Consider the following 14,717-nt stretch of genomic DNA (forward strand, 5'->3'; position numbering starts at 1 on the left):
ATATTAGGGAAGGTGCGAATAAGCGGGGAAATTCTTCTCGGCTGACTCAGTCATTTCATTTCTTCATGTTTGAGCCGATTTTTTCTCCCGTAAATGCCTTGAATCAGCCTATTTAGACCGTTTCTTCGCCATTTAAGGCGTTATCCCCAGTTTTTAGTGAGATCTCTCCCACTGACGTATCATTTGGTCCGCCCGAAACAGGTTGGCCAGCGTGAATAACATCGCCAGTTGGTTATCGTTTTTCAGCAACCCCTTGTATCTGGCTTTCACGAAGCCGAACTGTCGCTTGATGATGCGAAATGGGTGCTCCACCTTGGCCCGGATGCTGGCTTTCATGTATTCGATGTTGATGGCCGTTTTGTTCTTGCGTGGATGCTGTTTCAAGGTTCTTACCTTGCCGGGGCGCTCGGCGATCAGCCAGTCCACATCCACCTCGGCCAGCTCCTCGCGCTGTGGCGCCCCTTGGTAGCCGGCATCGGCTGAGACAAATTGCTCCTCTCCATGCAGCAGATTACCCAGCTGATTGAGGTCATGCTCGTTGGCCGCGGTGGTGACTAGGCTGTGGGTCAGGCCACTCTTGGCATCGACACCAATGTGGGCCTTCATGCCAAAGTGCCACTGATTGCCTTTCTTGGTCTGATGCATCTCCGGATCGCGTTGCTGCTCTTTGTTCTTGGTCGAGCTGGGTGCCTCAATGATGGTGGCATCGACCAAGGTGCCTTGAGTCATCATGACGCCTGCTTCGGCCAGCCAGCGATTGATGGTCTTGAACAATTGGCGGGCCAGTTGATGCTGCTCCAGCAGGTGGCGGAAATTCATGATGGTGGTGCGGTCAGGCAAGGCGCTATCCAGGGATAACCGGGCAAACCGACGCATGGAGGCGATTTCGTACAGAGCATCTTCCATCGCGCCATCGCTCAGGTTGTACCAATGCTGCATGCAGTGAATGCGTAGCATGGTTTCCAGCGGATAAGGTCGCCGGCCATTACCAGCCTTGGGGTAAAACGGCTCGATGACTTCCACCATGTTTTGCCATGGCAGAATCTGCTCCATACGGGACAAGAAAATCTCTTTTCTGGTCTGACGGCGCTTACTGCTGAATTCACTGTCGGCGAAGGTAAGTTGATGACTCATGATGAACCCTGTTCCATGGCTCCAGATGACAAACATGATCTCATATCAGGGACTTGTTCGCACCTTCCTTAGTTGTCAGCAATTCACGCTCAGCCCTTATATCACGGGGGATGCGCTGGAATCCTCTCGTTTGAATTTCCGCCGTAAATCAACATAAAGGGTTGTCTCAGATTCTCAGTATGTTAGGGTGTAAAAAAGCAATTATCTCCACCAGGTACTATATCGATATAAATAAATTACAGGAAACTTTCTATTGCATGGCAATTAAATTAGAAATCAAGAATCTCTATAAAATATTTGGCGAGCACCCACAGCGGGCTTTCAAATATATCGAAAAAGGATTATCGAAAGAGCAAATACTGGAAAAAACGGGACTTTCGCTTGGCGTAAAAGACGCCAATCTGACCATTGAAGAAGGCGAGATATTCGTCATCATGGGGCTCTCCGGCTCGGGGAAATCTACCATGGTTCGCCTTCTCAATCGCCTGATTGAACCCACCCGTGGACAGGTGCTGATCGATGGCGTTGATATCGCCAAAATCTCAGAGGCCGAGCTCCGCGAGGTGCGCAGAAAAAAGATTGCAATGGTATTTCAATCGTTTGCCCTGATGCCGCATATGACCGTGCTCGACAACGCCGCTTTCGGCATGGAGCTGGCCGGCGTTTCGCCTCAAGAACGCCAGGAGAAAGCGCTGGATGCGCTGCGTCAGGTGGGCCTGGAAAACTATGCTCACTCTTACCCGGATGAACTCTCCGGCGGGATGCGTCAGCGCGTTGGTCTGGCCCGCGCGCTGGCCATTAACCCCGATATCCTGTTAATGGATGAGGCCTTCTCAGCCCTCGACCCATTAATTCGCACCGAAATGCAGGATGAGCTAACCAAATTACAGGCAAAGCATCAGCGCACCGTGGTATTTATTTCCCACGATCTCGATGAAGCAATGCGCATTGGCGATCGCATTGCCATTATGCAAAATGGCGAAGTGGTCCAGGTCGGTACACCAGATGAAATACTGAATAACCCGGCCAATGATTATGTCCGCACCTTCTTCCGCGGCGTCGATATTAGCCAGGTATTTAGCGCCAAGGATATTGCCCGCCGTCGTCCGGTTGGTCTGATTCGTAAAACGCCAGGTTTCGGCCCGCGTTCGGCGTTGAAATTATTGCAAGATGAAGACTGCGAATATGGCTATGTCATAGAACGCGGTAATAAGTTTGTTGGCATTGTCTCCATTGATTCACTGAAGGCCGCGCTGAGCGAAGGTCAGGGAATCGATGCGGCGTTAATTGACTCCCCGCAAGCGGTGGATGCACAAACGCCGCTCAGCGACCTGCTCTCCCACGTCGGCCATGCACCTTGTGCGGTACCGGTTGTAGACGAAGGGCAACAATACATCGGCATCATTTCTAAACGTATGCTGCTGCAGGCTTTAGATCGCGAGGGGGCAAACAATAATGGCTGATCAATCTAACCCGTGGGACACCGCACCAGCGGCGGATAGCGCGTCGCAATCCGCTGATGCCTGGGGCACATCAACACCCGCCCCGGCCGATGGCGGCGGTGCCGACTGGCTGAGCAGCGCACCCGCGCCGCAGCCGGAACACTTCAATATTATGGATCCGTTCCATAAAACGCTTATTCCGCTTGATAGCTGGGTCACGCACGGTATCGACTGGATAGTGATGCACTTTCGCCCGCTGTTTCAGGGGATCCGCGTACCGGTGGATTACATCCTGAGTGCTTTTCAGCAGCTCTTGCTGGGGATGCCTGCGCCGGTCGCGATTATTATTTTCTCGCTGATTGCCTGGCAGATCTCCAGCGTCGGTATGGGCGCCGCAACGCTGATTTCGCTTATTGCTATCGGGGCCATCGGCGCCTGGTCGCAGGCTATGGTGACCCTGGCACTGGTGCTGACCGCACTGCTGTTTTGTATGTTGATCGGCCTGCCGCTGGGGATTTGGCTCGCCCGTAGCCCGCGGGCGGCAAAAATTATTCGCCCGCTGCTCGATGCGATGCAAACCACTCCGGCATTTGTCTATCTGGTGCCGATCGTGATGCTGTTCGGTATCGGTAACGTTCCGGGCGTGGTGGTGACCATTATCTTCGCCCTGCCGCCGATTGTTCGTCTGACGATTCTGGGGATTAACCAGGTACCTGCGGATCTGATTGAAGCTTCGCGCTCCTTCGGCGCCAGCCCGCGTCAGCTTCTGTTCAAGGTTCAGCTACCTCTGGCTATGCCGACCATTATGGCCGGGGTCAACCAGACGCTGATGCTGGCCTTGTCGATGGTGGTTATTGCTTCGATGATCGCCGTTGGCGGCCTTGGCCAAATGGTACTGCGCGGCATTGGTCGCCTGGATATGGGCCTGGCGACCGTTGGCGGCGTCGGCATTGTTATCCTCGCCATCATTCTCGACCGCCTGACTCAGGCCTTCGGGCGCGACTCGCGCAGTCGCGGCAACCGCCGCTGGTACACCACCGGCCCACTGGGGCTTATCACTCGCCCTTTCTGTAAATAAGAGCACATCCCCCCGGCAGTCGGGGGGATGGACTTCCCTTCTGATAAATAAAAGGAACAACGATGCGACATACCGCGATTCTTGCCACAGCGTTTACCGCCCTCATTTCCACCACCGCCTTCGCCGTGGACCTGCCAGGTAAAGGCATTACCGTGAAACCGGCACAGAGCACCATTTCGGAAGAGACCTTCCAGACCCTGCTGGTCAGCCGCGCGCTGGAAAAGCTGGGCTATACCGTCGAGAAGCCGAGCGAAGTCGACTATAACGTCGCCTACACCTCTATCGCCGCAGGTGATACCACCTACATCGCCACCAACTGGAAACCACTGCACGATGATATGTACGCAGCCGCCGGCGGCGATAAGAAATTTTATCGTGAAGGGGTATTTGTTACCGGTGCCGCACAGGGTTATCTGATCGACAAGAAAACCGCCGAGCAGTACCACATTAAATCTATCGACCAGCTAAAAGATCCGAAAATTGCCAAACTGTTTGATACCAACGGTGATGGCAAAGCCGATATGACCGGCTGTACGCCGGGCTGGGGCTGTGAAGCGGTCATTAATCACCAGATTGATGCTTACGGTCTGAGCAACACGGTCGTGCATAACCAGGGCAACTATGCGGCGATGATGGCCGATACTATTGCGCGTTATAAAGAAGGCAAACCGGTGCTTTATTACACCTGGACGCCTTACTGGGTTAGCGACGTGCTGAAACCGGGTAAAGATGTCGTCTGGTTACAGGTACCGTTCTCCTCCCTGCCGGGCGAGCAGAAGGATATCGACACCAAGCTGCCGAACGGTATGAACTACGGCTTCCCGGTTAACACCATGCACATCGTGGCAAACAAAGCCTGGGCTGAGAAAAACCCGGCGGCGGCGAAGCTGTTTAGCACCATGAAGCTGCCAATTGCCGACATCAACGCCGAGAATGCGATGATGCATGCCGGTCACGGTTCAGAAGCGGATATTCAGGGCCACGTCGACGGCTGGATTAAAGCCCACCAGCAACAGTTTGACGGCTGGGTGAATGAAGCGCTGGCTGCGCAGAAATAATCCCCCTCTTTTAGGGTATTCCCGGAGGCGATGCTGCGCATCTGTCCGGGCTACAAAACCCACAGACCGCACGAACCCGTAGCCCGGGCAAGGCGCTCTGCGCCGCCCCCGGGGGAAAACCGCAGAGTATTGCAGAATTTCCCGGAGGCGATGCCGCGCATCTGTCCGGCTACAAAATCCGCAGGCTGCACGAACCCGTAGCCCGGGCAAGGCGCTCTGCGCCGCCCCCCGGGGAAAAACCGCAGAGTATTGCAGAATTTCCCGGAGGCGATGCCGCGCATCTGTCCGGCTACAAAATCCGCAGGCTGCACGAACCCGTAGCCCGGGCAAGGCGCTCTGCGCCGCCCCCGGGAAAGACTGCATCCTGCACAACACGACATTTTCTGTTCTAAATGATGGGTTGATATGCAAATAAACTGCATAACTTTAGCCATCAACCTGTTAGATACTGTTAAGCTACGCCGCTCTCTGCTAAGGTTAATCCACCTATGCAATCATGTGATTTTCACGTGCGTTATTAATAAGTAATCCCTATGGAAAACCCTGCCGCAATGACGCAAACGGCCCCTGCGTGCGAAGCCACGCTGGCCGAAGGCATAAAAGATAGCCTGCCGATTGTGATTAGCTACATTCCCGTGGCCTTCGCCTTTGGCCTGAACGCCACCAAACTCGGTTTTACTCCGCTGGAAAGTCTGTTCTTCTCCTGCATCATCTACGCGGGTGCCAGCCAGTTCGTGATCACCGCGATGCTCGCCGCTGGCAGCTCGCTGTGGGTCGCGGCGCTTACCGTCATGGCAATGGACGTTCGCCACATACTGTACGGCCCTTCCCTGCGCAGCCGCATTCAGCGCTTGCTGAGCAAGAAAAAAACCGCCGTCTGGGCGTTCGGCCTGACCGACGAAGTTTTTGCCGCCGCCACCGCTAAACTGGTACGCGATAACCGCCGCTGGAGTGAAAACTGGATGATCGGTATCGCTTTTATGTCCTGGGCTTCGTGGGTCTTCGGCACGCTGGTAGGAGCTTACTCAGGCAGCGGTCTGTTAACCGACTTTCCGGCGGTAGAAGCAGCGCTAAGCTTTATGCTGCCCGCGCTGTTTATGAGTTTCCTACTGGCATCGTTCCAGCGCAAACAATCACTCAGCGTTACCGCCGCGCTGGCGGGCGCGCTTGGGGGGATTATCCTCTTTTCTATTCCCGCAGCGATCCTTGCCGGGATTGTCTGCGGTTGCCTGACCGCTCTGGTGCAGGCCAGCATTCAGGGGATGCCCGATGAACAGTGACGTTCTTCTTATTGGGGCCGTAGTCGGCTGCGTGAATTACCTGTTCCGCTATCTTCCACTACGCCTACGAGCGGGAAACGCCCGCCCTGCGCGTCGCGGCCCGGTCAGCGTCCTGCTCGATACTATCGGCATCGCCTCCATTTGCGCCTTACTGGTGGTTTCCAGCGTGCCGGAAATCCTCCATGACTCCCACCGTCTGTTTCCCACATTAGCGGGTTTTGCGGTGCTGGGTCTGGCCTTCTGGAAAACGCGCAGCATTATTATTCCTACGCTTTTAAGCGCATTAACCTATGGCGTAGTGTGGAAAATCGGCACATGGTTATAAGCTTAAAGTATCAATATCAATCAATAATTCATTTGATTTATTTGTCACAATAGTTATTATATCGGCTGTAATTAATGAGGTCATAACCAAAATGGATAGTTCGTTTACTCCCATTGAGCAAATGCTCAAGTTCCGCGCCAGCCGTCACGAAGACTTCCCCTTTCAGGAAATTCTGCTCACTCGTCTTTGCATGCATATGCAAGGTAAGCTGCTGGAAAACCGTAACAAGATGCTGAAAGCGCAAGGGATTAACGAGACATTGTTTATGGCGCTGATCACGCTTGAGTCTCAGGAAAACCACAGCATTCAGCCTTCAGAACTGAGCTGCGCGCTGGGCTCTTCGCGCACCAACGCCACGCGTATTGCCGATGAGCTGGAAAAACGCGGCTGGATTGAGCGCCGTGAAAGCGATAACGATCGTCGCTGCCTGCATTTGCAACTTACCGACAAAGGTCATCAGTTCCTGCGTGAAGTCTTACCACCGCAGCATAACTGCCTGCATCAACTCTGGTCTTCTTTAAGCACTGGCGAAAAAGATCAGCTCGAACACATCACCCGCAAGCTGCTTGGTCGTCTCGACCAAATGGAAGAGGATGGCGTGGTCGCGGAGTCTCTGCGCTAAGCGCAGCATCGCTCGCCCCATTTTTGAGTTGCAAGGAAAACAGCCAGGCCAGCAGATCTTCTGCTGGCCTTTCTGATAAACAGGTCGGCTCAGCCGATGTGAAATAATAAGATCGTGGAGAATAACATGAGCGCAAATGCGGAGAGCCAAGTCCCGCAGCAACCGGGCAGCAAGAGAGGCATGCGTAAAGGCGCCCTTCTGCTACTGACCTTGCTCTTTATTATTGTTGCCGTGGCATATGGGATTTATTGGTTTTTGGTACTGCGTCACTTCGAAGAGACGGACGACGCCTACGTGGCAGGGAACCAGGTACAAATCATGGCGCAGGTGTCCGGTAGCGTGACGAAAGTCTGGGCCGACAACACCGACTATGTGCAAAAAGGCGATCCGCTGGTCACCCTCGACCAGACCGATGCTCAGCAGGCGTTTGAAAAAGCGCAGACCCAGTTGGCTGCCAGCGTGCGCCAAACGCGCCAGCAAATGATCAACAGCAAGCAACTGCAGGCCAGTATCGAAGTCAAAAAAACCGCCCTTTCCCAGGCGCAGACCGACCTTAACCGTCGTATTCCTCTGGGGGCCGCCAACTTGATTGGCCGTGAAGAGCTGCAACATGCGCGCGACACGGTTGCCAGCGCACAGGCGGAACTGGACGTGGCCATTCAGCAATATAATGCCAATCAGGCGATCGTTCTGGGAACGAAGCTGGAGCAACAGCCGGCGGTGCTGCAATCTGCAACCGAAGTCCGCAACGCCTGGTTAGCTTTGCAACGAACCAAAATCGTCAGCCCGATTAGCGGTTATGTTTCCCGCCGTTCCGTACAACCTGGCGCACAAATTAGCCCCACCACTCCGCTGATGGCCGTGGTTCCGGCGACCAACCTGTGGATTGATGCCAACTTTAAAGAAACCCAGCTGGCGCATATGCGTATCGGCCAACCAGCAACCGTTATCAGCGATATTTACGGTGACGATGTGAAATACACCGGCAAAGTCGTTGGTCTGGATATGGGTACCGGTAGCGCCTTCTCGCTGCTGCCTGCACAGAACGCCACCGGTAACTGGATCAAAGTGGTTCAGCGCCTGCCGGTGCGTATTGAGCTGGATGAAAAACAGCTGGCGGAGCACCCGCTGCGCATCGGTCTTTCCACGCTGGTTGAAGTTAACACCACCGAGCGCGGCGGCGAGATGCTGGCAAGCCAGGTCCGTAGCTCTCCGGTCTATGAAAGCAACGCCCGCGAAATCGGCCTTGAGCCGGTCAATAAACTGATCGACGGTATCATCCAGGCTAACGCCGGATAATTCGGGGTGAGCGTAATGCAACAGCAAAAACCGCTAAAACCGCTGGAAGGCGCGCAGTTGGTCATTATGACCATTGCGCTGTCGCTCGCGACCTTTATGCAGGTGCTGGACTCCACTATCGCCAACGTGGCCATCCCCACCATCGCCGGTAACCTTGGCTCATCGTTGAGCCAGGGGACCTGGGTTATTACCTCGTTTGGGGTGGCGAACGCTATCTCCATTCCGATTACCGGCTGGCTGGCAAAGCGCGTCGGTGAAGTGAAGCTGTTCCTCTGGTCGACGGTGGCGTTCGCTATCGCCTCCTGGGCCTGCGGCATGTCAAACAGCCTGACGATGCTGATTTTCTTCCGCGTGATTCAGGGGATCGTCGCCGGTCCGCTGATCCCACTGTCGCAAAGTCTGCTGCTCAGTAACTATCCGCCAGCTAAGCGCTCTATTGCGCTGGCGCTGTGGTCAATGACGGTGATCGTCGCGCCCATTTGCGGCCCCATTCTTGGCGGCTACATTAGCGACAACTACCACTGGGGCTGGATATTTTTTATCAACGTTCCCATTGGCATTGCCGTGGTGGTGATGACGCTGCAAACCCTGCGCAGTCGTGAAACCCGCACCGAGCAGCGGCGAATCGACGGCGTTGGCCTGGCGCTGCTGGTGATCGGTATCGGCAGTCTGCAGGTGATGCTCGACCGCGGTAAAGAGCTGGACTGGTTCGCCTCTAACGAGATAATCATCCTGACGATTGTTGCGGTGGTGGCGATAAGCTTCCTGATTGTCTGGGAACTAACCGACGATAACCCGATAGTCGACCTGTCGCTGTTTAAGTCGCGAAACTTCACTATCGGCTGCCTGTGTATCAGCCTCGCCTACATGCTCTACTTCGGCGCGATCGTGTTGTTGCCACAGCTATTGCAGGAGGTATACGGCTACACCGCGACCTGGGCCGGTTTAGCCTCAGCGCCGGTTGGGGTGATCCCGGTCATCCTGTCGCCGATTATCGGCCGCTTCGCGCATAAGCTCGATATGCGTCGGCTGGTCACCTTCAGCTTTATTATGTACGCAGTCTGCTTCTACTGGCGCGCATACACCTTCGAACCCGGTATGGATTTCGGCGCTTCGGCCTGGCCGCAGTTTATCCAGGGCTTCGCGGTGGCCTGCTTCTTTATGCCGCTGACCACCATCACCCTTTCCGGCCTGCCGCCGGAGCGGCTGGCGGCAGCATCGAGCCTGTCGAACTTTACCCGTACGCTGGCAGGGTCAATTGGTACTTCAATTACCACCACCATGTGGACCAACCGTGAGGCGCTGCACCATGCGCAGCTCACCGAATCGGTCACGCCGTACAACCCCAATGCCCAGCAGATGTACGATCAGCTGCAAGGGCTGGGGATGACTCAGCAGCAGGCGTCCGGCTGGATAGCACAGCAGATAACCAACCAGGGATTGATTATATCGGCCAACGAAATCTTCTGGTTCTCGGCGGCAATATTTATCCTTCTGCTCAGCCTGGTGTGGTTCGCCAAGCCACCGTTTAGCGCCGGTGGAGGCGGAGGCGGTGCCCACTAGGGTTTGATAAAAGGGATCTGCGGATCCCTTTTTTATTGCCTGAAAATGCAGGTTGTCCAATTTGCACTAGTTTCTGTCTAGTTTGCTAAAGCTGCCTTCTTGCCATGTCATGCACGATAAATATCCAACAAGAGGAGAAAATCATGCTGACTCATCCCGGCGAAAAATATCGCCCCTACCCGCCAATCGCCCTGCCCGACCGCCGCTGGCCGGATCAACAAATCACCCGAGCCCCCCGCTGGCTTTCCACCGACCTACGCGATGGCAACCAGGCGCTGGCCGAGCCGATGGATAGCGCGCGCAAGCTCCAGTTCTGGGACTTACTGCTGGAATGCGGATTTAAAGAGATTGAAGTGGCTTTTCCTTCGGCTTCACAAACCGATTTTAACTTCGTACGTCAATTGATTGAAGAGCAGCGCATCCCACAGGATGTGACAATTCAGGTGCTGACCCAGGCGCGGGAAGATTTAATCCTGAAAACCTTCGAATCGCTTCGCGGTGTACACAACGCCACCGTTCATCTCTATAACGCTACAGCGCCGCTGTTCCGCGAACTGGTTTTCGGGATGAACAAAACGCAGGTTGTCGAGCTGGCGACTCGTGCCACCCGGCTTATCCGCCAGCAGTGTGAACAGCAGCCGCAGACCCGCTGGCAATACGAGTACTCACCGGAAACCTTTTGCTTTACCGAGCCTGAATTTGCGCTGGAAATTTGCGAGGCGGTGGCGGAGCTCTGGCAGCCTTGCGCCGAACGGCCGATGATTATCAACCTGCCTGCGACGGTAGAAGTTAACACCCCCAACGTTTACGCCGATCAAATTGAGTATTTCTGCCGCCACTTTTCACGTCGCGCCGATGTGTGCATAAGCATCCATCCACATAACGACCGGGGAACTGGCGTCGCCAGCGCAGAGCTGGCAGTGATGGCCGGAGCCGACCGCGTCGAAGGCTGCCTGTTCGGCAACGGCGAGCGCACTGGCAACGTCTGCCTGGTGACGCTGGCGATGAATCTCTACAGCCAGGGCATTGACCCACAGCTCAAATTCTCAGAAATGAACCGGGTGGTCGAAATTGTCGAAAGCTGCAACCAGATCCCGGTGCATCCGCGTCATCCCTGGGCGGGTAGCCTGGCCTACACCGCCTTTTCTGGCTCTCATCAGGATGCCATCAAAAAGGGATTCGATGCCCGCCAGCCCGGCGATCTCTGGGAAATGCCCTACCTGCCTATCGACCCGCAGGATATCGGTTGTAGCTATGAGGCAGTGATTCGCGTTAACAGCCAGTCTGGAAAAAGCGGTAGCGCATGGTTGATTGAACAGAATCATGGCCTCAAACTGCCGCGTGCATTGCAACAGGATTTTAGCTTGCACGTACAGCAAGAAACCGATACTCATGGTAAAGAGATGACCCAGAACGCGCTGTGGCAGCTGTTCCGTGCTCGATACGGCCTGGTGGCCCAGCCGACGCTTGCGCTGCTGGATTACAAAAGCGATAGCCAGCAGGACGGGCAGCTTACCCTACAGGCAACCCTGCGAATCGCCGGGGAAGCGCGACGATTGCAAAGCCGCGGCAACGGGCTACTGTCTGCTGCCGCCAGCGGGCTGAGTGGCTTATTAAAGCAAAACTTCATTATCAAAGATTATCACGAGCATACCCTCGGCGAACGTAGCGACAGTCGTTCAGTGGCCTATATTCGCTGTATCTTCCCGAATGGAGACAGTCGTTGGGGAGTAGGGATTGATAACGATGTAGCGCGCGCTTCACTTCAGGCTCTGTGTAATGCCATTAGCGAAAACCATCACTCCGGTGAGCGGAAATAGTCGCTGGGAGCAACGCCGATAATCCGGCGGAACATGGCGCTAAAAGCGCTATGGCTGCCGTAACCAAGATCCAGGGCCACCCGCAAAACGGAGTGGCCATGCGCCAGGCGGACCAGCGCTTCCATGAGCTTCGCCCGCCGCACCCACTCGCTCCAGGTTAACGTGGTCTGTTGCTGAAAATGGCGATTTAGCGTGCGATCGCTCATGCTGACTTCTTTCGCTGCCTGGGCGCTGCTCCACGGCTCGCCAGGCGCTTCCCTTACCTTCTGGCATAAACGGCGCAGCGCTTCGCTTTGTGGCTCAGGCAGACCAAACGGCAGCACCGCCATACCGCGAATCTCATCGAGGATCAATTCGTAGATTCGCTCATCGCGACTGCCCGGCGCGTAAGATTCTGCCAGCGTCAAAGAAGCGACAATTAGTTCACGCAGCAACGGAGTCACCTGCACTATCTGGCAGGATGAAGGAAGGTCCGCGCGCGCAAGGGGGTCGATAAACAGGGTTCGCGCAGCCGCTGTCCCCGTAACCCATAGCGTATGCCACGTACCTGCAGGCAGCCAGACACCCCGGCCAGGCGGCACAACCCAATAACCTTGCGCGGTTTCAACCCGCACCACGCCGCTGAGGATATGTAGTAGCTGAGCGCAATTATGCTGATGCCAGGGCTCGCTATCGCCATGGGCGTAATCATGGGCAAAAGGCACCAGTGAACGGTGTTGAAAGCTAAAGTTTAAGGTTGTCGACATCACGGCGTTAGGGGATAGCGGCCCGGCAGTACTTGCCGGACCGTAGAAGACGCACTAAATGTGCAGTTCTTGCAGTTTTTCTTTCGGCAGCGCCAGCTCATCGTTGCTGTTAACGCGTACGTCGCGCTCAATGATATGACGAGCGATATCCTGGGCTTCTTCCAGCGAGTGCATAGTGTAGGTTCCGCACTGGTAAACGTTCAGCTCCGGGATCTGGTTCTGTTCTTTCACTTTCAGCACGTCGGCCATCGCCGCTTTCCAGGCATCCGCAACGCGCTGCTCGTCTGGCGTACCGATCAGGCTCATATAGAACCCGGTGCGGCATCCCATCGGAGAGATATCGATAATTTCCACACCGTTACCGTTCAGGTGATCGCGCATGAAACCGGCAAACAGATGCTCAAGGGTGTGAATACCCCTTTCCGGCATCACTTCCTGGTTTGGGATGCAGAATCGCAGATCAAAAACGGTAATTTCATCGCCGTGAGGCGTGTTCATTTTCTTCGCGACACGCACCGCAGGCGCTTCCATTCGGGTATGGTCGACTGTGAAACTATCTAACAACGGCATTCTTCACCTCCGATAGTGATTTTTTTAAAAATAAAATGAACTCTTTTTGAGACGGCGAGTCTGAGTATATGAAAGACGCGCATTTATTATCATCATCATCCCTGAATCAGAGATGAGAGTTTGGCCACATTGATTGTGGCCGTTTTCTTTTCTACGGCCTGTAAAACTACAGGTGCCTTGCCAACAGCGCTTCAAACGGCTCGTTATCTTCCGCTTCAACCTTCTGCTGACGCTGTATTGACGCTTCACGCTCGGTAATAAAATCCTCTTCGCGTAAAATTCCCAACGGCTCTTCGCGCAGCATCGTACGATATTGATCGGCAAGCTCCCTACCGGTGCCGCCAATCCCTTCTTCAAGCATAGAACGCAGAATGCGCGCCGAGAAGGTTAACTCCGGGTTGTCAAAGCAGGCAACCAGCTCATCACAAACCTGCTGATACGCCTGACATCCATGGATGCTATCTAGCGTTTGCGCTACGCGGCGTAAATCACGGAACAGATCTTTACCCACTTTAGCCAGCGGGAATTGAGCGGTTTCGCAACCAATACCCAACGTCAGACCCGGCTTGCGGCCTTCCAGAATAACGCGATTCCAGTTGGTGCGCGTGCACAACAGTTCATCGCTGCTCATCTCTGGCGCATCGGCCAGTACACACCAGACCATAAACAGATCCAGGAAGCGTACCTGCTGCTCGTCAACGCCAATCGGTGAGAACGGGTTAATATCCAGAGAGCGCACTTCGATGTATTCAATACCACCGCGCAGCAGCGCGTCGGAAGGCGTTTCACCGCTGCGGGTGACGCGTTTAGGGCGAATCGGCGCGTACAGTTCATTTTCGATCTGCAATACATTGCTGTTGATTTGCAGACGCTTTCCGTCTTTCGCCAGCCCAATCTGCGCGTACTCTTCGGAAGGCGTTTTAATCGCCCGCTTCAATCCTGCCACATACTCATACAGATCGTTAAACGTAATTCCGAGATTACTTTGCGACTTATTGGTATAGCCCAGATCGCTCAGACGCAGAGAGGTAGCGTAAGGCAGGTAATACATGCCGTTGCTGGCTTCCTCAAACGGCAATGTCGTCGGTTTCCCTTGCAGGAACGAAGAACAAATTGCCGGGGACGCGCCAAACAGGTACGGAATCACCCAACCAAAACGGTAGTAGTTACGAATGGAACGGAAATAACCCGCTGAAATGGCCTCTTTACCGCTTTCAACATCCTCAACGCCACATTTAGCCTGCCAGAACGCCATTGGCAGAGAGAAGTTATAGTGCACGCCGGAAATGGTTTGCATGAGCGCACCATAACGGTTCTTCAACCCTTCGCGATACAGTGTTTTCAGGCGACCAATATTTGATGTGCCGTACTGCGCCAGTTCAATATCCTGACCGGGTGCGATGTAGCAAGGCATACTCAGCGGCCACATCCGCTCTTCGCCAATATGGCGGGCGGTATAGCGATGAACATCGCGCATTAAGGTGAGCATATGCTGGATATCGCCATCAACCGGCGTTATAAATTCCAGCAAGGCTTCGGCAAAATCGGTGGTAATCCATTTATGCGTCAGCGCTGAGCCTAAGGCTTGCGGATGACCGGTAGTGGCCAGCGTGCCGTCAGCGTTGACGCGCAGAGTTTCGCGCTCAAGACCGCGTTGAATACCCTGTAAAGCCTGAGGATTTTTTTCCAGCCAGGCCAGCGCCTGTGATACGTCCGGGATCAATTTGACCTCCCGCCTGTCGAAATCGTTTGAATTAGCATAATTGTAATGGTTGAACAA

Annotated in this window: 13 protein-coding genes; 9 read left to right on the top strand and 4 right to left on the bottom strand. The window is 54.6% G+C overall.

The features are described 5' to 3' along the window. Positions 1–153: 153 nt before the first annotated feature. Positions 154–1,134, bottom strand: coding sequence for an IS5-like element IS5 family transposase (locus HV127_RS00225; protein ID WP_042934497.1), 981 nt, complete (start codon positions 1,132–1,134; stop codon positions 154–156). A 257-nt stretch (positions 1,135–1,391) separates the two neighbouring features. Here HV127_RS00225 and proV point away from each other — a divergent pair, with 257 nt between their 5' ends. The 9 genes from proV (at position 1,392) to leuA (ending at position 11,621) form a co-directional block, all read left to right on the top strand. Further along, the gene (gene proV / locus HV127_RS00230; RefSeq protein ID WP_182234327.1) at positions 1,392–2,597 is read left to right on the top strand and encodes a glycine betaine/L-proline ABC transporter ATP-binding protein ProV; all 1,206 of its coding nucleotides are present in this window, start codon (positions 1,392–1,394) and stop codon (positions 2,595–2,597) included. After that, positions 2,590–3,654 carry a glycine betaine/L-proline ABC transporter permease ProW gene (gene proW / locus HV127_RS00235; protein ID WP_182234329.1) on the top strand — a complete coding sequence of 355 codons (1,065 nt, stop codon included), beginning with the start codon at positions 2,590–2,592 and terminating at the stop codon, positions 3,652–3,654. Before proV ends, proW begins: the two co-directional genes overlap by 8 nt. A gap of 62 nt (positions 3,655–3,716) precedes the next feature. Continuing rightward, entirely contained in the window at positions 3,717–4,712 is a 996-nt protein-coding gene (gene proX / locus HV127_RS00240; RefSeq protein WP_182234331.1) for a glycine betaine/L-proline ABC transporter substrate-binding protein ProX, read from the top strand. Positions 4,713–5,263: 551 nt separating this feature from the next. After that, positions 5,264–5,992 carry an AzlC family ABC transporter permease gene (locus tag HV127_RS00245; RefSeq protein ID WP_182240505.1) on the top strand — a complete coding sequence of 243 codons (729 nt, stop codon included), beginning with the start codon at positions 5,264–5,266 and terminating at the stop codon, positions 5,990–5,992. Further along, on the top strand, positions 5,982–6,317 hold the full coding sequence (ygaH, locus tag HV127_RS00250; protein WP_182234333.1) for an L-valine transporter subunit YgaH: 336 nt from the start codon (positions 5,982–5,984) through the stop codon (positions 6,315–6,317). Before HV127_RS00245 ends, ygaH begins: the two co-directional genes overlap by 11 nt. A 91-nt stretch (positions 6,318–6,408) precedes the next feature. Further along, on the top strand, positions 6,409–6,939 hold the full coding sequence (gene mprA, locus HV127_RS00255; protein WP_110277034.1) for a transcriptional repressor MprA: 531 nt from the start codon (positions 6,409–6,411) through the stop codon (positions 6,937–6,939). 126 nt (positions 6,940–7,065) lie between these two features. Beyond that, positions 7,066–8,238 (top strand): multidrug efflux MFS transporter periplasmic adaptor subunit EmrA, encoded by a 1,173-nt coding sequence (gene emrA / locus HV127_RS00260; RefSeq protein ID WP_182234335.1) that lies wholly within the window; start codon positions 7,066–7,068, stop codon positions 8,236–8,238. Positions 8,239–8,253: 15 nt separating this feature from the next. Further along, positions 8,254–9,801: a multidrug efflux MFS transporter permease subunit EmrB gene (emrB, locus tag HV127_RS00265; protein ID WP_181485208.1), complete on the top strand. Its 1,548-nt coding sequence runs from the start codon at positions 8,254–8,256 to the stop codon at positions 9,799–9,801. A gap of 143 nt (positions 9,802–9,944) precedes the next feature. Beyond that, positions 9,945–11,621 carry a 2-isopropylmalate synthase gene (gene leuA / locus HV127_RS00270; protein ID WP_182234337.1) on the top strand — a complete coding sequence of 559 codons (1,677 nt, stop codon included), beginning with the start codon at positions 9,945–9,947 and terminating at the stop codon, positions 11,619–11,621. On the opposite strand, the gene HV127_RS00275 is transcribed toward leuA, so the two are convergent. The 3 genes from HV127_RS00275 to gshA form a co-directional block, all read right to left on the bottom strand. Beyond that, positions 11,600–12,367 (bottom strand): helix-turn-helix transcriptional regulator, encoded by a 768-nt coding sequence (locus HV127_RS00275; protein ID WP_182234339.1) that lies wholly within the window; start codon positions 12,365–12,367, stop codon positions 11,600–11,602. The genes leuA and HV127_RS00275 overlap by 22 nt on opposite strands. A gap of 54 nt (positions 12,368–12,421) precedes the next feature. Further along, on the bottom strand, positions 12,422–12,937 hold the full coding sequence (luxS, locus tag HV127_RS00280; RefSeq protein WP_110277029.1) for an S-ribosylhomocysteine lyase: 516 nt from the start codon (positions 12,935–12,937) through the stop codon (positions 12,422–12,424). Between the two features lie 166 nt (positions 12,938–13,103). Further along, entirely contained in the window at positions 13,104–14,660 is a 1,557-nt protein-coding gene (gene gshA, locus HV127_RS00285; protein ID WP_182234341.1) for a glutamate--cysteine ligase, read from the bottom strand. Positions 14,661–14,717 lie beyond the last annotated feature (57 nt).

Origin of the sequence: Klebsiella sp. RHBSTW-00215 (genome assembly GCF_014103785.1) — a bacterium.
Lineage (GTDB): Bacteria > Pseudomonadota > Gammaproteobacteria > Enterobacterales > Enterobacteriaceae > Klebsiella.

What these genes read in the sequence shown, in the direction of transcription:
- proX (WP_182234331.1), top strand. Translation starts at nt 3,717, where the DNA reads ATGCGACATACCGCGATTCTTGCCACAGCGTTTACCGCCCTCATTTCC.
- ygaH (WP_182234333.1), top strand. Translation starts at nt 5,982, where the DNA reads ATGAACAGTGACGTTCTTCTTATTGGGGCCGTAGTCGGCTGCGTGAAT.
- mprA (WP_110277034.1), top strand. Translation starts at nt 6,409, where the DNA reads ATGGATAGTTCGTTTACTCCCATTGAGCAAATGCTCAAGTTCCGCGCC.
- HV127_RS00245 (WP_182240505.1), top strand. Translation starts at nt 5,264, where the DNA reads ATGACGCAAACGGCCCCTGCGTGCGAAGCCACGCTGGCCGAAGGCATA.
- emrB (WP_181485208.1), top strand. Translation starts at nt 8,254, where the DNA reads ATGCAACAGCAAAAACCGCTAAAACCGCTGGAAGGCGCGCAGTTGGTC.
- luxS (WP_110277029.1), bottom strand. Translation starts at nt 12,937, where the DNA reads ATGCCGTTGTTAGATAGTTTCACAGTCGACCATACCCGAATGGAAGCG.
- HV127_RS00225 (WP_042934497.1), bottom strand. Translation starts at nt 1,134, where the DNA reads ATGAGTCATCAACTTACCTTCGCCGACAGTGAATTCAGCAGTAAGCGC.
- leuA (WP_182234337.1), top strand. Translation starts at nt 9,945, where the DNA reads ATGCTGACTCATCCCGGCGAAAAATATCGCCCCTACCCGCCAATCGCC.
- emrA (WP_182234335.1), top strand. Translation starts at nt 7,066, where the DNA reads ATGAGCGCAAATGCGGAGAGCCAAGTCCCGCAGCAACCGGGCAGCAAG.
- HV127_RS00275 (WP_182234339.1), bottom strand. Translation starts at nt 12,367, where the DNA reads ATGTCGACAACCTTAAACTTTAGCTTTCAACACCGTTCACTGGTGCCT.
- proV (WP_182234327.1), top strand. Translation starts at nt 1,392, where the DNA reads ATGGCAATTAAATTAGAAATCAAGAATCTCTATAAAATATTTGGCGAG.
- proW (WP_182234329.1), top strand. Translation starts at nt 2,590, where the DNA reads ATGGCTGATCAATCTAACCCGTGGGACACCGCACCAGCGGCGGATAGC.